This window comes from Nonomuraea angiospora (assembly GCF_014873145.1).
Classification (GTDB): Bacteria; Actinomycetota; Actinomycetes; order Streptosporangiales; family Streptosporangiaceae; genus Nonomuraea; species Nonomuraea angiospora.
Window position 1 is genome coordinate 10,636,201 of record NZ_JADBEK010000001.1, and the last position, 17,047, is coordinate 10,653,247.

The following is a 17,047-nucleotide window of genomic DNA, read 5'->3' on the forward strand; positions in this document are numbered from 1 at the left end:
CTTGTCCACCGTTCGTCTCAGATCGTCATGAAGCGCTCGCTCGCCGGTCGCTGGGGGCCTGGAAGCCGGTGAGGCCGGGTGTGTCGTCCGTGGTCAGGACGATCTGGTTGAGCACCAGCCCGGCCTCACGAGGCGCCAGCGAGATCGTGTGCTCACCCGGCCCGAGCGCCAACGCGGCCGCGGCGACGCTCGTGCTGCCGTACCAGGTCTCGAACCCGGTCTCCGGCCCGGACTTGTTCGACTGGTATCTCCACCGCCCGTCGACGAGCACGTGGTAGGAGTCGGCGTCGGCGTTCGGGTTGCTCGTGTTGACGAACAGGTAGTACGTGCCACCGGTCCGGATGTCGACGGTGAAGTCGAGCCGCGGTGGTGCTCCTGCCGCGGAGCTCCCGTTGACCTTCTGCGTCGGCCCGGCCCCGAACAACGCCTCGGCCTGGGTCGCCGACGTCGCCAGCCACTGCGCCTTCGCGCCCGCGTCGGCCGGCGGGACGGCCTGGAGACCGTTACGGGCCAGCGCCCAGCCGTGCGTCCCGTTGTTGCTGTCGACCGCGTTGGCGGAAGCGCTCTTCTCCAACGCGTCGGCCGCGTCGAAGACCACCGAACCGTCCCGCTCCAGATAGGCGCCGACCGGCGCCCCCGCGGCCCTGCCCACCGTGACAGGCACCACCCAGGCCTCGCCACGACCAGCGGTGACGGAGACCTCGGCCGTCCCGACCCGGTGCCCGGTGACCCGCACCTGACCGTTGTCCACCGCGACCGACACGGCGGTCTCGTTGTCGGAGGCCGCGGACACCACATTCCGCACGCCCTCGACCGTGCTCGTCTCGCCTGCCGACGTCCGGATCGCGGGCAGCCGGTGCAGCTCCGGCATCGTGTCAGGAAGAGGCGCCACGGTGGCCCTCTGGGGTGCGGCGATGTTGTTCGGGCTCTCGGGCGGGCCGACGAGGCCGTCACCGGCCGAGCCGGCACGGGTCTCGATGATGATCCGGTCGAAGAGGATCGCCGCGTCCGAGCGGTAGACCACGAGGTCGTGCCACCCCGGCGTGGTCACCTCGATGGTGAAGTTCAGGGGTTCGATTCCACGCATGACGTTGAATCCCCACGGGCTGGTGCTCGTACCGGCGACGGAGTTGCCGCGCAGCAGGCTGGGGGCCTGGTCGTCGAGTCCGATCGCGGTGCGCGCGGTTCGCGGCGTGCCGTCGTCCTCGGTGCCTTCGTTCAGCGTCGGAATCCGGTAGAAGGTCCCGGTGAACCTCCCGGTGGAGGTGAAGTGGACCCGGTATCTCAGGCGGGCGGTCGTCCCGAAGCCGGAGTCGACCCGGGGCGCGATCTCCGGGAAGCTGCCCATGGACGCCCCGCGCTGACCCACGCCCTCGAGAGGGGCCCACCGGCTCCCGTCGGCGCCGCGCACGTTCTCGGAGAAGTGCTCGGCCTCGATGGCCACGTACCCGTTGGCCTCCAGGTGCGCCGGCTCGGCGACCCGGCGCAGATCCACGGCTGCCCGCTCCGCGTCGACCGTGAACGTCGCGACCGGGTCGCCGGTCTTGGCGCCGCCGACGGCGTTGAAGACCTTGATCGTCCCCGTCGTGGCCGGGTGGTTCCCGGCGAGCGTCACCGTGACCCGTTGCTCTGTCGCGGTCGTGCCCGAGCGCCGGGAAAGGACGATCCAGGGAGCGTCCGCCTCGGCGACCCACTCCTGCTTGCCGGATACGTCGTCCCGGGAGAACACGTCGAAGAACCGCTTGTCGTCGGGCGCGGCCGAGTTGAATCTCAGCGTGCCGCGGCCCGGCTCCCTGCTCCCCTCGGCGGCGGCGCCCACGGCATCGGCCGGTGTGGCCACCCGGGCATACCGGTCGTTGGTGAGCATGACGGTGCCCTCGTTCGGGAAACCTTCGGGATGGCTGTGGCCGATGGCGTGGTCCCACTTGCCGCCGCTGATCGTGTTCCAGTAGTCCTCGTCGGTGCGGATGCGCTCACGGGCCCGCTTCGAGAGCAGTTCGTAGCTTCCCGCGCTGGCGTAGCGGCCCTGGGCGGCGGCGAGCTGGTTCTTCCAGTAGTAGCCGATCTGCTCTGCCATGTTGCGGTAGGACCGGATCCGATGGAGCACCTGCTGGTAGAACGCGGAGCGATAGCGCGGGTCGAGCTTCGCGGAAACATCCTCGGCAATCGCCACCAGCTTGCCGGACTCGTTGATGTAGCGCTGGAGCTCGTCCCCGTCCGAGGTGGCGCTGAACGGGAAGACCTGACCGTTGTGAATCCTTCCCGAGTTCGCGTTGGACGAGTTGATCTCTCCCCAGAACTCGGCGCGCTTGGTGTTCTCGAGCGCGTCGAACCTTTCCAGCGCGTCGGCGACCACGGCGGCGTCGGCGCCTTTCAACCGGAAGTCCCGCCGCAGGTGCTCGGTGAGGAACCTGCTCCCGATGTTGGTGTCGTCATAGCCCTTGACGTCCCACGCGAGCTTGGCGAACAGGTCGAGCTTGATCTCGCCGGGCTTGATGTCCCCGACGTTGAGGATCCAGTAGCGCCCCGCGCCGGAGCTCCACGCCCGGCGCAGCTGCTGCACCATCAAGGACATCGGCGTCGAGTTCAGCCACAGGTAGCTCTTCGGCTCGCCCCAGTAGGAGATGTGGTAGTAGACGCCGTTCCCGCCGGACCGGGCGGCTTCGGTCCGCGTGGGCACCTGGCGCAGATAGCCCTGGTTGTCCTCGGCCCACATCAGGGTCACGTCGCCGGGGATGTGGTCCTTCAGCCCGGCGTTGTAGAGATCGTTCATCTCCTTGTAGGGGATGAACACCTGCGGCACGGCGTCGACGCTGCCGTAGACCGCGGCGATCAGCTTGCGCTGCTCGCGGATGACGTCGGCCAGCATCTCGATCTTGTCCTTGAACCCGTACGGGTTACCGGGCGTGAACACCGGATCGCTGTCGTGCACACCGCGGATACCCAGGGCGAGGATGTTCTCGAAGGCGGCGTTGGCGACCACCCGCTGGCGCCAGTACTCCAGGATCGCGGGCTTGTTGATCGAATAGTCGAAGGCCGCCACGGCGTCCGGGCCCTTGATGTCGAGCGCGTCCTTGTTGCGGGCGTACCACTGTCGCCACTCGCCCTCGTTGTTGCGCAGCATCAGCTCCGCGTGGGAGGAGGAGGCGACCACGCCGAAGGCCGCCGCCTCGCGGGCGTTGACCGGGGTCCCCTGGTCGTACGTCCCGGTGTCGGTGACCGCGTTGAACGCCGTCGAGGCCAGGTGCATCGCAGGCCACAGCGTGTTCAACCGGAGCCGCAGCATCAGCTCATAGACGTGCCGGTAGTAGTTGACGTCGGGCGTGCCGTTGGCGGTGGGGAACTTCTTCTTCGCCCACGCGACGGTGCGTTCTTCGTCGTTGACGAAGATTCCGCGATATTTGACGTCCGGCCCGTCGTCGACCCGGGCCTTGCCCAAGACCTTGATGTCGTCGCGCCTTCTGACCGGTACGTCGCTGTACCAGTACCACGGCGAGACGCCGATCTCCTCGGAGATCGAGTAGATCCCGTAGATCGTCCCGCGGGCGTCGCTGCCCGCGATCACCAACGCGTTGTCGACCCCGGGGACCGGGTTCTTGATGGTCTTGGTCGCGTACGCCTCCCACGCGCCCTTGATCCCGGCGGCCTCGTCGAACTTGCCGGCTCCGACGATCTCGTCGATCAGCCGGCTCTGACCGAGCTGGCCGACGATGATCGCGGTCTTCTGGCCCGCGGCCTCGGTCAGCAGAGCCGGGAGCTTGCTGCGGTCGGCCTTCGCCAGCCGCGCTTCCTTGGCCGGCTCGTCGTCGGCGAACAGGCTCTGCACCGCACCGGGATCGATCGCCCCGGTCACCATGGCGACGTCCTGGCGCAGGTCCTGAACCGCGCGGCGCACCTGCTTGTAGTCCCGATCGGCGTGATCGCCGCCATAGGACGGATCGATCAGGATCGGAGCGGTCGTGCGACCGTTGAAGATGGTGAACTCGGCCGATGACGCCTGCGCCGGCGTCACCCCGACCGACGTCAGCGACGCGGCCAGCAGGGCGCCGGCCGTCACAGCCGCGTACCACCGCCTGGCCCGACCCGAGACATCGCGCTCGTTGTGCTGCACACCTCGACCTCTTTGCCCGGGCTGCGACACTCCGCGCTCCTCTCGTCCGAGACGTCATCGTGCGGCCGGTGTGATCGCAACGTAGGTACCTTGCGACAACTTCTGCAAGGTGTTGCCAAAATTTCCACTTTCGTGGCTTGATGCGTTCGTGGAGCCCACCATCTTCGACGTCGCGCAAGCTGCCGGCGTGGCCGCGTCGACGGTCTCCCGGGCGTTCAACAAGCCGGGCCGGGTCAACGAGGCGACGCGGCAGCGGATAGTCGCCGCCGCCGCGCGGCTCGGCTACCAGCACAGACCGCAGAACCGCGCTCTTCCGGGTCTACGCCACCGCACCATCGCCATGGTGCTCTCCGACATCACCAATCCCCACTTCTTCGAGCTGATCCGCGGCGCGGAGCAGCGCGCGAAGGCGTCCGACGTCACCCTGGTGATCGTCAACGCCGAGGAATCCCGGCGCATCGAGGAGAACCAGATCCGCGACCTGTCCGCCGGCGTGGACGGGTTCGTGCTGGCCTCCAGCCGGCTCGACGACGAGGTCCTGCGCGACCTCGCCAAACTGCACCGGATCGTCCTGTTCAACCGAGAACTGCCCGGGCTGACCAGCGTGACGTTCGACACCGGCGCCGGCTGCCGGCAGATCCTGGAGCACCTGGCCTCGCTCGGGCACCAGAGCCTCACCTACTGCGCCGGGCCGCCGAGCTCCTGGATAGGTGCGGCGCGCTGGGCGGCGCTGAGCGCCGGGGCCGAGACGCACGATCTGACGGCACACCGGATCGGTCCGTACGCCCCCAACGTCGCGGGCGGCGGGGCCGCCGCCGACGGAGCACTGCGCACCGGCGCGACGGCGGTCATAGCCCACAACGACCTCCTGGCGATCGGCATCATCCGACGCCTCGCCCAGCGAGGTGTTCGCGTTCCCGCCGACATCAGCGTGATCGGGTTCGACGACATCTTCGCCGCCGACTTCGTTTATCCCTCGTTGACCACCCTGGCCGGGCCCGGCTCGCCCGCCGGTCGGCTCGCGGTGGAGCCTTTGATCGAGCAGTTCGCCGGACGATCACAACGCGCGGGCGAGGCGATCCGTCTGCCTACCGAGCTGGTGCTCCGCGAGTCGTCCGGCCCGGCGAAACGCCGCGCCTGAGCGCCGGACACACCGGTCGCTTCTGGGACTCGGACGGGAGCGTCGTGGACGTGACGCGGGTGACCCCGCGTCCGGCTAGTCGCGGTCCGGGACGGCCAGTTCGCCGAGCAGGGACCAGTCGTCCTGCGGGACGGTGGCGTTCACGATGCGCGGCGTCTCGGCGAGGTGCGGCGGCAGCGTCTGCTGGGCCTGCTTGAAGTGGGCCGACTGGACGTGCGCCGCCCCGGCGTCGCCGTCGCGGAACGCCTCCACCAGGACGTATTCGACCGGGTCCGCCACGCTGCGCGACCAGTCGAACCACAGGCAGCCCGGCTCGGCCCTGGTCGCCTCGGTGAAGTCGGCGACGATCTCCGGCCAGCGGTCGGCGTGCTCGGGCAGGATGCGGAACTTGGCGGTAATGAAGATCATCGGGCTGGCTCCTTCGAGTCCGTGAGGATCAAGCCTATCGAGAGGACGTTGACAGGCATTCATGCATTACCTACCGTTTAGCTAGGTAATGCCTCGCCCAAGGAATGCGTGTGAAGAGACCCAAGGGCATCGCCCCCTTCGTCCTCGTCGTCTCCCTGACCGCCTGCGGCTCTCAGCAGCCCGCCCAGCAAGCCCAGGACTCCTCCCTGACCTGGGCCATCGAGACCCAGCCGCTCACCTTGAACCCCCAGCAATGGGGCCAGAACAAGGTCAGGCTGCTCGTGTTCAACCAGTTCGACGCGCTGCTCTCGCGCCAGAAGGACGGCACGTTCCAGCCCTGGCTGGCCAAGTCGTGGAAGGTGTCGGACGACGGTCTGACGTACACGCTGGAACTACGCGACGACGTGACCTTCCACGACGGCACGAAGTTCGACGCGGCGGCGGTCAAGGCGAACCTGGAGCAGTTCCTGGTGCCCGGCTACAACCCCGGCATCGCCTCCATCCAGCTCAAGTCCTTCGCCAGGGCCGAGGTGAAGTCGCCGGCCACCGTCGAGATCACGCTGAAGGAGCCGGACGCGCTCTTCCTCGACTTCCTCGCCTCGCCCCTCGCGGGGCAGGTCTCGCCGAAGTCGCTGAAGGCGGCCAAGGACCTCAAGTCCGGCGGGCCCGACCTGGTCGGCACCGGGCCGTTCATCCTGGAGTCGTACGTGCGGGGCCAGGAGATCCGCTACCGGCGCAACCCGGACTACAAGTGGCCGCCCGCCGGGGCCGGGCACCAGGGGCCGGCCTACCTCTCGCGGATCACGTACCGGTTCCTGCCCGAGGCGGCGGTACGCGTCGGCGCGCTCACCTCGGGACAGGTGCAGGTCATCGAGGGCGTCCCGGCCACCGAAGCCGCCATGATCAAGCAGGATCCGGGTCTGACGTATCAGACTTCGCTCAACTCGGGCACCTCCTTCTCCTACTACTTCAACACCGCCCACGCCCCCTTCGACGACCAGCGCGTACGGGAGGCCTTCCGCGAGGCCGTGGACGTGGACGCGGTGCTGAAGGCCGTCTACCAGGGCACCGCCACCAGGGCGTGGAGCGTCGTCACCAAGGGCGGGCCGTTCTACGACGCCTCGCTGGAGGGCTCCTTCGGCGGGGACACCGCCAAGGCCAACGCCCTGCTCGACGCGGCCGGCTGGAAGCAGCGCGACGCCCAGGGCTACCGCGTCAAGGACGGCAGGCGGCTCACCGTGCGCTCCGTCGCCTCCGCGCCCTTCGTCCGCGACCGCCGCGACATCCTCGCCCAGGCCATCCAGGCGCAGGTCAAGCAGAGCGCCGGGATCGACTTCCAGGTCAAGATCGTGGACCAGGGAACGGCGCAGAAGGCCTACACCGAGGGGGAGTACGAGATCTTCGAGAACTCCCGCGGCGACGCCGACGCGGGCGCCGCCCTCAACCTGATCCTGCCGGGCAAGGGGCCGATCAACCGCACCGGCTTCTCCGATCCCGACGTGGAGAAGTGGCTGGCCGCGGCCGCGGGCTCCGCCTCCCTGGACGAGCGCAAGGAGCTGTACGCCAAGGTGCAGCGGGCCGTGGTGAAGGACAAGGCGATCGTGTTCCCGGTCTACGTGCCCGCCGACCAGATCGCGGCGCAGAAGAGCGTCCAGGGCCTGGGCTTCGAGGCCGGCTCCGGCACGCCGCGCAGCGCGTACGACGTCCGGATCGGCACATGACCGGACGGCCGGCGGCGGCCTGGGGGAGAGGCGTCGCCAGGCGCCTGCTCGCCGCGCTCGCGGTGCTGTGGGCGGCGGCCAGCGCCTCGTACGTCGCGTTGCTGCTCGCCCCGGGCGACACCATCGACATCCTGGTCGGCGACGGCCCCGACACCCCCGAGATCCGGGCGCGGATCGTCGCCGAATGGGGGCTCGACCGGCCGGAGGTCGTCCAGTACGTGGCCTACCTGTGGCGGCTGCTCCACGGCGACCTCGGCCGCTCGTACCAGCTCCAGCTCGGCGTCGGCGAGGTCCTGTCCTCCCAGGTGGGCCCGACCCTGCAGCTCACGCTGGCGGCGGCCGGGGCCGGGGTGTCGCTCGCCGGGGTGATCGCCGTCGTGACCGCGGGGCGGGGCCGGTGGCTGCGCGGCGCGGCCTCGGCGGCCGAGCTGGTCTCGGTGTCGGTGCCGCCGTTCCTGATCGGGCTGGTGCTGCTGGCGGTGTTCTCGTTCACGCTCGGCTGGTTCCCCGTGTCGGGCGCGTCCGGGCCGCAGGCGCTCGTGCTGCCCGCGCTCGCGCTCGGCCTGCCGATCGCGGGCGTGCTCGGGCAGGTGCTGCGCGGCGGCCTGGAGCGGGCGCTGGAGCAGCCGTTCGCGGTCACGGCCAGGGCCCGCGGGCTGAGCGAGCCGCGGCTGGTGGCCAGGCACGCGCTCCGGCACGCGCTGATCCCCGCCGTGACGCTGGCCGGCTGGTTCACCGGCACGCTGCTCGGCGGGGCCGTCATCACCGAGGTGCTCTTCGGCCGCCCAGGGCTGGGGCAGGTGGCGATGCAGGCCGTCACCGGCCGGGACATGCCGGTGGTGATGGCCGTCGTCCTGCTGTCGGCCATCGTGTACGTGACCATCAGCACCCTCCTCGACCTGGCCTACCGCGCCATCGACCCCCGGATCGGAGGCCGGCCGTGATCTCGTCGCGCTCCTTGCTCGCGCCCGTGATCTCGTCGCGCTCGTTGCTCGCGTCTGTGACCGCGTCGCGCTCGTTGCTCGCCCCCGTGGCGTTCCTCGCCCTGCTGGCGGTGGCGGTGGCCGCCCCCGGGCTGCTGACCGGCGTGGACCCGCTGGCGGCCGACCCGGTGAGCGCGCTCGCGCCGCCCGGCGGCGCGCACTGGTTCGGCAGCGACCACCTCGGCCGCGACGTGCTGTCCAGGGTCGTGTACGGCGCCCGCCACTCGCTCAGCATCGGCGTCACCGCGACCGCACTGGCGGTGGCCGCCGGGGTGCTGCTCGGCCTGGCCGCCGGGCTGTCGCCGAAGTGGCTGGACGAGGCGCTGGCCAGGTCGTTCGACGTCCTGTCCACGTTGCCGGAGCTGCTGCTCGCCCTGCTCGTCATCGCCGTCACCGGCCCCGGCACGGGAAACGTCATCTTCGCCATCGCGGTCGCCCAGGTCCCCAACTACGCCCGCGTCATCCGTGCCCAGACCTTCGTCGTGCGCCACGCCGGATACGTTGAGCAGGCCGTCACGTTCGGCCGGTCCAGGGCCGCGATCACGGCCGGCCACGTGCTGCCTAACGTGCTCGGGCCGATCCCCGTCCTGGCCACCATCGGGCTCGGCCAGGCCGTCATCGCTGCCTCCGGGCTCAGCTTCCTCGGCATGGGCCCGCAGCCCCCGGCCGCCGAATGGGGCGCGATGCTCTCCGAGGCCCGCAACTACCTGCGGGTCGCCTGGTGGGAGGCGCTGTTCCCGGGCGTCGCGATCACGCTGACCGTGGTCAGCCTCACCGTCGTCGGCCGCCGGCTCCAGCGCCGCTTCGAGGGGAGAACCCCATGACGACCTATGCCTCCCCTCCGGCGCTCGCCACTCTCGTCGCCGTGGAGGACCTGCGCGTGAGCTTCGGCGGGACCGAGGTCGTGCGCGGCGTCTCCTTGTCGCTCGCCCCCGGCGAGTGCGTGGCCGTCGTCGGCGAGTCCGGGTCCGGCAAGAGCGTCACGGCCCGCACGCTGCTCGGCCTGGCCGGGCCGGGCGCCACCGTGCGGGCGGCCGCGTTCAGCGTCGGCGGCCGGGACGCGCTCGGCTTCGGGCCGCGGGAGTGGCGCCGGTTGCGCGGTGGGTTCGCCGGGCTGGTGCTGCAGGACGCGCTGGTCTCCCTCGACCCGCTGCGGACCGTGGGGGCCGAGATCGGCGAGGTGCTGGCCGTCCACGACGTGGTCCCGCGCGCCCGGCGCCGCGACAGGACGCTCGAACTGCTCGACGCGGTCGGCGTGCCCGATCCGCCGCTGCGTGTCGCGCAGCACCCGCACCAGCTCTCCGGCGGGCTGCGGCAGCGGGTGCTGATCGCCTCGGCCATCGCGGCAGGTCCCGAGCTGATCATCGCCGACGAGCCGACCACCGCGCTCGACGTCACCGTGCAGGCCCAGATCCTGCGGCTGCTGGCCGAGCGCCGGGCCGCCGGCTGCGCGCTGCTGCTGATCAGCCACGACCTGGCCGTCGTCGCCTCGATCGCCGACCGCATCCTCGTCATGAAGGACGGCCGCGTCGTCGAGGAGGGCCCCGCCGGGAGCGTGCTGTCGGCGCCCTCGCACGACTACACCCGCTCGCTGCTGGCCGCCGTACCGTCGGCCGCCTCCCGGGGCACCCGCCTGTCCGCCGCCCTGTCCACCGCGCCGACGGGCTCGCCGCTGCCGCGCCGCACGCCGGACCCGTCGGCGCCGGTGCTCGCCGGCACCGGCCTGTCCAGATCGTACGGGCCGCGCCGGGTGGTCGACGACGTCTCGTTCACCCTGTGCGAGGGCGAGACGCTCGGCGTCGTCGGCGAGTCGGGCTCGGGCAAGACCACCCTGGCCCGCCTGGCCCTCGGCCTGCTCGAACCCGACGCGGGCCGGGTCACCCTGCACGGCCGCCCGTGGAGCCACGTGCCCGAACGCCGGCGCCGCCCGCTCCGCCGCCGCATCCAGCTCATCTCCCAGAACCCGCTCGACTCCTTCGACCCCCGCCACACCGTCGGCCGCCTGGTCGCCGAGCCGCTCGACCTGCCCAAGGACGAGCGCCGGGCGCGGGTGCTCGACCTGCTCGAACGCGTCGGCCTGCCGCCCGGCGTCGCCGGCCGCCACCCGCGCGAGCTGTCGGGCGGCCAGCGGCAGCGCGTCGCCATCGCCAGGGCCCTCGGTCCCCGCCCCGACGTGCTGGTCTGCGACGAGCCGGTCTCCGCGCTCGACGTCTCGATCCAGGCCCAGGTGCTGGACCTGCTCGCCGAGATCCAGGCCGAGTACGGTACCGCCATGCTGTTCATCAGCCACGACCTCGGCGTGGTGCACCACGTCAGCGACCGGGTCCTGGTCATGAAGGACGGCAGGGTGGTCGAGGAGGGCGAGGTGACGGAGGTGTTCACCCGGCCGCGGCACCCGTACACGCGGGAACTGGTCGCGGCGGTTCCCCGACTTACCTGAATTTCCTACCAAGTGTGTGGGATAATGGAGGGGTGAGTCTGGACAGGATCCGCGCGTCGAGCGCCCGAGCCGATTCCCCGCTGACCGCCGCCATCCTGGCGGGGCGATGGATCAGATCCGCCGCGGCCGACGATGAGAACGGACGGCGCTGGCTGGCCAATCCCGATCCGCACGGCGGGTCGGCGGTCACCTCCGAGCCCTGGTCCCTCTACTCGGGGGCGGCGGGCGTCGTGCTGTTCTTCCTCGAACTGGCCGCGGCCACCGGCCACGAGGCGTACCTGGAGGACGCCAGGCAGGGGGCCCGCAGGCTCGCCGCCACCTGGCGCGAGAAACAGGACGACCTCTCCCTCTACCACGGGCTGACCGGCACGATGGTCGCGCTCATGGAGGCGGGCTGGGTGCTCGGCGACGGCGCGTTCGAGGCCGAGGCCGCCGCCATCGCCGACGTGATCGTCCGCCGGGGCCGGGAGTTCGAGGGCGGCGTCGGGTGGTCGCGGGATCCGGCGCAGCGCGGCGAGGGCGGCGTCATCCTCGGGCTGCTGCGGGCCGCCGCCCACCTCGGCGTGCCCGCGTACGAGGAGGCGGCCGTCGAGGCGGGCCTGCGGATCGCCCGGCTGCCCGTTCCCGGGCACCGCTTCGGCGACTGCGCCGACCTGCCCGTGGACGCCGTCACGCCCGGCTTCCTCGCCGGCACGGCCGGGACCGCGTTCCTGCTGGCCCGCCTGTACGGGGTGACCGGCGACGAGCGCTTCCTGTTCGCCGCGCGCAGCGGCGCGGCCTTCGTCCGCGAGATCAGCGTCGTGTCCGGCGGCTGCGCGGTCGTGCCGCACCACGTGCCGCACGCCAGGGAGCTGCACTACCTGGGCTTCTGCTCCGGCTCCGCGGGCGTGGCCAGGATGTTCTACGAGCTGTACCGGGTGGGGGGCGACCCCGGCGACCTGGAGTGGGTGGAGCGGCTGGCCAAGGGCATCGTCAAGAGCGGCGTGCCGCGCCGCCGTACCGAGGGCTACTGGAACGTGGCCTGCCAGTGCTGCGGGACGGCCGGGCTCATCGAGTTCTTCGTGGGGCTGTGGGCGGCGACGGGGGAGGAGTCCCACCTGGAGTACGCCCGCGGGCTCGCCACCGACCTGATCGGCCGGGCCACCGACCACGACGGGCGCGGCTACCGCTGGTACCAGGCGTACCGGCGGCTGCGGCCGGGCGAGGTGACGGCCGACACCGGCTACATGGTGGGCGCGGCCGGCATCGGCGCCGCTCTCCTCCACCTCGACGCCGCAGGTCAGGCCGACCGTCCGCGCCGCGTCATCCTGCTGCCCGACAATCCGTTCCCCGCGATCCCGTTGCCCGCTTCCGTGCTCCGTTGACAGCGATACCCAGTTTTCCTACTGTTTAACTGGGTATTGAGCCAAGGAGCACGTTATGACTGGTTCCACATGAAGCAGGTCCACCTGGCCGCGCACTTCCCCGGCGTCAACAACACCACCGTCTGGGCCGACCCCCGCTCCCGCAGCCAGATCGACTTCACGTCGTTCGCCGACCTGGCCCGTACCGCGGAGCGGGGCAAGTTCGACTTCTTCTTCCTGGCCGAGGGCCTGCGGCTGCGCGAGCTGAAGGGCCGCATCCACGACCTGGACGTGGTCGGCCGCCCCGAGTCGCTCACCGTGCTGGCCGCGCTGGCCTCCGTCACCGAGCGACTCGGGCTGGCCGCCACCGTCAACGCCACCTTCAACGAGCCGTACGAGCTGGCCAGGCGGCTGGCCACGCTCGACCACCTCAGCGCGGGCCGGGCCGCCTGGAACGTGGTCACCACCTCCGACGCCTTCACCGGCGAGAACTTCCGCCGCGGCGGCTACCTGGACCGTTCCGAGCGCTACACGCGGGCCGAGGAGTTCGTCCGGCTGTCGCGCGAGCTGTGGGACTCCTGGCGGCCCGACGCCGTGCTCGCCGACCAGGAGAGCGGGCGGTTCCTGCGGTCCGGGGCGGTCTCGGCGGTCAGCCACCGGGGCCGCCACTTCACCGTCGAGGGCCGCTTCAACGTCCCGCGCGGACCGCAGGGCCACCCCGTGATCATCCAGGCGGGGGACTCCGACGAGGGCAGGGAGTTCGCCGCGGCCAACGCCGACGTCATCTTCAGCCGCCACGGCACGCTGGAGGAGGGCCGGGCCTTCTACGCCGACGTCAAACGCCGGCTGGCCGCGCACGGGCGGCAGCCGCACCAGCTCAAGATCATGCCGGCGGCGACGTTCGCGCTCGGCGACACCGACGCCGAGGCGGCCGAGCGCGCCGCCGAGATCCGCCGCCAGCAGGTGGGGCCGCAGACGGCGATCGCCTTCCTGGAGCAGATCTGGGGCCGGGACATGTCCGCCTACGACCCCGAAGGGCCGCTGCCCGACGTGGAGCCCGCCGTCGAGCAGGGCGTCTCCCAGGGCCGGGTGCAGGTGTCCGACCGGGTCGCCGTGGCGGCGCGCTGGCGGGCCGTGGCCGAGGAGAAGGAGCTGAGCATCCGCGAACTGGTGATCCACATGACCGGGCGGCAGTCGTTCGTGGGCTCGCCCGCGACTGTGGCCGCGCAGATCGAGGAGTTCGTGCGCACGGACGCCGCCGACGGGTTCATCCTCGTCCCGCACCTCACGCCGGGCGGGCTGGACGACTTCGTGGACAGGGTGGTGCCGCTGCTGCAGGAACGCGGCGTGTTCCGTACCGACTACGCGGGCGCCACGCTCCGCGACCACCTCGGGCTGGGAGGCGCGGCATGACGCGGGCACCCCTGCACCTGGCCGTCGCGCTCGACGGCGCCGGCTGGCATCCCGCCGCCTGGCGGGACCCGGCCGTCAACGCGCGGGAGCTGTTCACCGCCCGCCACTGGGCCGGGCTCGTCGCCGAGGCCGAGCGCGGGCTGCTCGACTTCGTCACCATCGAGGACGCCCTGGGCCTGCAGACCTCGCGCCTCGACGGGCCCGACGAGCGCACCGGCGAGGTGCGCGGCCGGTTCGACGCGGTGCTGCTCGCGGCGGCGCTCGCGCCGCTCACCACGCGCATCGGGCTGGTGCCCACGGCCACGACGACGCACACCGAGCCGTTCCACGTGGCCATCGGCATCGCCAGCCTGGACCACGTCAGCCTGGGGCGGGCGGGCTGGCGGGTCCAGGTCTCGGCCCGCGCCTGGGAGGCCGCCCACTTCGGCCGCAGGCAGATCCCGGCGCTCATCCCCAAACGGGACACGGCGGGTCAGTGGGTGCCCGACGAGCAGGCCCGCGAGCTCATCGCGGACCTCTTCGAGGAGGCGGCCGACGCCGTTGAGGTGGCCAGGCGGCTGTGGGACAGCTGGGAGGACGACGCCGAGATCCGCGACGTGGCCACCGGCCGGTTCGTCGACCGGGACAAGCTCCACTACATCGACTTCGCCGGATCTCGGTTCTCGGTCAAGGGGCCGTCGATCACGCCCCGGCCGCCGCAGGGGCAGCCGGTCGTGACCGTGCTCGACCACGGCGGGTCGCCGGTGCCGTACGAGCTGCCCGCCCGCGCCGCCGACGTCGTCCTCGTCACCCCGCACAGCCGTGACCACGCGCGGGACATCGTCGAGCAGGTCAGGAGCCGTCCCCGGGACGGGCACCCGCTCAAGGTCCTGGCCGACCTGCTCGTCCACGTCGGCGACGATGCGGCCGGGCGCAAGGCCCGGCTCGACGAGCTGGCCGCGCCGCCCGAATCGGACGCGTACACCTTCGCCGGCACCGCCGCCGAGCTGGCCGACCTGCTGCTGGACTGGCGGGAGGCCGGGATCGAGGGCTACCGGCTGCGGCCCGCCGCCGTGCCGTCCGACCTGGCGGCTATCACCCGCGAGCTGGCCCCCGAGCTGCGGCGGCGCGGCGCCTTCAGGAGCCGGTACGAGGCCGCCACCCTGCGCGGGCACCTCGGCCTGCCGCACGCGATCAACCGTTACGCCTCCCAGAAAGCGGATATTGCGTGAAATTTCTGGCCATCACCTTGATCGTTCATGACGGCCGCAAGTCCACCAACGAGCGATTCCGCGAGGTCGTCTCCAACGCGGTCCTGGCCGAGGAGCTCGGGTTCGACGGGTTCGGGGTGGGGGAGCGGCACGAGCGGCCGTTCATCTCCTCCTCGCCGCCCGTGGTGCTCAGCCACATCGCCGCCCGGACCTCCCACATCCGGCTGTTCACCGCCGTCACCACGCTCAGCCTGCTGGACCCGGTCCGGGCGTACGAGGACTACGCCACCCTCGACCACCTGTCCGGCGGGCGGCTCGAACTGATCATCGGCAAGGGGAACGGCGCCGCCCAGGCCCAGCTCTTCCACGTCACCGCCGAGGACCAGTGGGAGCGCAACCGCGAGTCGTACGAGCTGTTCCGCAGGCTGTGGCGGGAGGACAAGGTCACGTGGGAGGGGCGGTTCAGGCCGTCGCTGACCGAGGCCGAGACCTGGCCGCGCCCGCTCCAGCGGCCGGTGCGCGTCTGGCACGGCAGCGCCACCAGCAAGGAGTCGGTGGACCTGGCCGCGCGCTTCGGCGACCCCCTCTTCTCCGCGAACGTCACCAACCCCATCGAGCCCTACGCCGAGCTGATCGACCACTACCGGGAACGGTGGGCGCACTACGGGCACGACCCGGCCGAAGCCCTGGTCGGGGCGGGCACCGCGGGCTACTACGCCGCGAAGACCTCGCAGGAGGCCATCGAGACGTACCGGCCGATCTTCGAGGCCCGCCAGGAGACCTTCAGGCGGTACGGGGCGCCGCTCGTCTTCCACTCGCTGGAGGACGCCATCGAGCGCGGCTCCATCCTGGTCGGGAGCCCGCAGCAGATCATCGACAAGGTGCACCGCTACCACGACCGGTTCGGGCACGAGGTGATGCACCTGCACGCGGACGCCGACGGGCTGACGGACGCGCAGCACCGCTCGGCGCTGGAGCTGTTCCAGTCGGACATCGCTCCGGTGCTGCGCAAGGAGATACCCAGCAGGCCGTTCCCGTTCCCCGGAGGCTCCTCATGACGGTCCCCCTGTCCATCCTCGACCTCGCGCCGATCCCCTCCGGCGGGACCGCCCGGGACGCGATCCGCAACACCGTCGACCTGGCGCGGCAGGCCGAGTCCTTCGGCTACCACCGGTACTGGCTGGCCGAGCACCACTTCGCGGCGGGGGTGGCCAGCTCGGCGCCCGCCGTGCTCATCGGGCTGGTGGCCGCGGCGACCAGCCGGATCCGCGTCGGCTCGGGGGCGGTGCAGCTCGGCCACCAGACGCCGCTGGCGGTGGTGGAGCAGTTCGGCCTCCTGGACGCGGCCCATCCGGGGCGCATCGACCTGGGCCTCGGCCGCTCCGGCCAGCGCCGCGCCGAGCTCGCCCGCTCCTCGGAACGCCCGCCGGATCCTCCTCCTTCCGAGGGGCGGGTGGTGGACGGGCTGCTCATCCCGCCCCCGTTCGACTTCTCCGCGCTCATCAAGGCGGCGCCGCACCTCGCCTTCCAGGCCTCCCTGCTCCAGCAGCCCGGCGCCGAGACGCCGGACTTCGCCGACCAGCTCGACGACGTCCAGGCGTTCCTGGCCGGCACCTATGCCTCGCCCGACGGGCAGAGCGCCCATGCGGTCCCGGGCGAGGGCGCGGACGTCGAGGTGTGGATCCTGGGCAGCAGCGGCGGCCAGAGCGCGCAGGTGGCGGGGGAGCGGGGCCTGCCGTTCGCCGCCAACTACCACGTCAGCCCGGCCAGTGTCCTGGAGGCGGTGGAGGCGTACCGGGAGGCGTTCAAGCCGTCCGACGTCCTGGAGGAGCCGTACGTGATCGTGTCCGCCGACGTCGTGGTGGGGGAGGACGCGGCCACGGCGCGGGAGCTGGCCAAGCCCTACGGCCTGTGGGTGCGCAGCATCCGCACGGGGCAGGGCGCGATGCCGTACCCGACTCCGGAGGAGGCCGACGCCCACGTGTGGAGCGAGGAGGACAGGAAGCTCGTGGCCGACCGCCTCGACACCCAGTTCGTCGGGGACCCGGAGACGGTGGTGGACGGGCTGCGGGTGCTCCAGCGGGTCACGGGGGCCGACGAGCTGCTGATCACCACCATCACGCACGGCCACGCCGACCGCGTCCGCTCGTACGAGCTGCTCGCGGACGCCTGGCGGTAATTCATGTATGTCCAGTAGGAAAAGTTGACTTTAGGGGTCGGGGAACGTAGTTTCGTGGGCATGGGCCTTTACCTGACCCGGCGCCCGCACGTGGACTTCGGCCACGTCGCCAGCGCGC

General features: G+C 71.6%; 12 protein-coding genes. 10 read left to right on the forward strand and 2 right to left on the reverse strand.

The features are described 5' to 3' along the window. Positions 1-25: 25 nt before the first annotated feature. Complete coding sequence (locus tag H4W80_RS49015; RefSeq protein ID WP_192791334.1) at positions 26-4,111, reverse strand: glycosyl hydrolase 115 family protein; 4,086 nt, start codon at positions 4,109-4,111, stop codon at positions 26-28. Between the two features lie 148 nt (positions 4,112-4,259). On the opposite strand from H4W80_RS49015, the gene H4W80_RS49020 reads away from it, so the two are divergent. Next, positions 4,260-5,252 (forward strand): LacI family DNA-binding transcriptional regulator, encoded by a 993-nt coding sequence (locus H4W80_RS49020; RefSeq protein ID WP_192791335.1) that lies wholly within the window; start codon positions 4,260-4,262, stop codon positions 5,250-5,252. A 75-nt stretch (positions 5,253-5,327) separates the two neighbouring features. On the opposite strand, the gene H4W80_RS49025 is transcribed toward H4W80_RS49020, so the two are convergent. Next, the gene (locus H4W80_RS49025) at positions 5,328-5,660 is read right to left on the reverse strand and encodes a putative quinol monooxygenase (RefSeq protein ID WP_192791336.1); all 333 of its coding nucleotides are present in this window, start codon (positions 5,658-5,660) and stop codon (positions 5,328-5,330) included. Between the two features lie 104 nt (positions 5,661-5,764). Between H4W80_RS49025 and H4W80_RS49030 the strand changes: the two genes are divergently transcribed. The 9 genes from H4W80_RS49030 to H4W80_RS49070 all read left to right on the forward strand — a co-directional run bounded on the left by H4W80_RS49030 (position 5,765) and on the right by H4W80_RS49070 (position 16,929). Next, positions 5,765-7,381, forward strand: a complete 1,617-nt coding sequence (locus H4W80_RS49030; protein WP_192791337.1) for an ABC transporter substrate-binding protein — start codon at positions 5,765-5,767, stop codon at positions 7,379-7,381. Next, positions 7,378-8,325 (forward strand): ABC transporter permease, encoded by a 948-nt coding sequence (locus H4W80_RS49035; RefSeq protein ID WP_192791338.1) that lies wholly within the window; start codon positions 7,378-7,380, stop codon positions 8,323-8,325. Before H4W80_RS49030 ends, H4W80_RS49035 begins: the two co-directional genes overlap by 4 nt. A 56-nt stretch (positions 8,326-8,381) precedes the next feature. Then, a complete protein-coding gene (locus H4W80_RS49040; RefSeq protein ID WP_318787409.1) occupies positions 8,382-9,188 on the forward strand; it encodes an ABC transporter permease in 807 nt (268 codons plus the stop codon). After that, the gene (locus H4W80_RS49045; protein WP_192791339.1) at positions 9,185-10,804 is read left to right on the forward strand and encodes a dipeptide ABC transporter ATP-binding protein; all 1,620 of its coding nucleotides are present in this window, start codon (positions 9,185-9,187) and stop codon (positions 10,802-10,804) included. The genes H4W80_RS49040 and H4W80_RS49045 overlap by 4 nt, the downstream gene beginning before the upstream one ends. Before the next feature lie 32 nt (positions 10,805-10,836). Beyond that, a complete protein-coding gene (locus H4W80_RS49050) occupies positions 10,837-12,168 on the forward strand; it encodes a lanthionine synthetase LanC family protein (RefSeq protein ID WP_192791340.1) in 1,332 nt (443 codons plus the stop codon). Positions 12,169-12,237: 69 nt separating this feature from the next. Further along, a complete protein-coding gene (locus H4W80_RS49055) occupies positions 12,238-13,560 on the forward strand; it encodes an NtaA/DmoA family FMN-dependent monooxygenase (RefSeq protein ID WP_192791341.1) in 1,323 nt (440 codons plus the stop codon). Then, positions 13,557-14,771, forward strand: coding sequence for an LLM class flavin-dependent oxidoreductase (locus H4W80_RS49060; protein ID WP_192791342.1), 1,215 nt, complete (start codon positions 13,557-13,559; stop codon positions 14,769-14,771). The genes H4W80_RS49055 and H4W80_RS49060 overlap by 4 nt, the downstream gene beginning before the upstream one ends. Further along, on the forward strand, positions 14,768-15,808 hold the full coding sequence (locus H4W80_RS49065; protein WP_192791343.1) for an LLM class flavin-dependent oxidoreductase: 1,041 nt from the start codon (positions 14,768-14,770) through the stop codon (positions 15,806-15,808). The genes H4W80_RS49060 and H4W80_RS49065 overlap by 4 nt, the downstream gene beginning before the upstream one ends. After that, positions 15,805-16,929, forward strand: a complete 1,125-nt coding sequence (locus H4W80_RS49070) for an LLM class flavin-dependent oxidoreductase (RefSeq protein ID WP_192791344.1) — start codon at positions 15,805-15,807, stop codon at positions 16,927-16,929. Before H4W80_RS49065 ends, H4W80_RS49070 begins: the two co-directional genes overlap by 4 nt. Positions 16,930-17,047 lie beyond the last annotated feature (118 nt).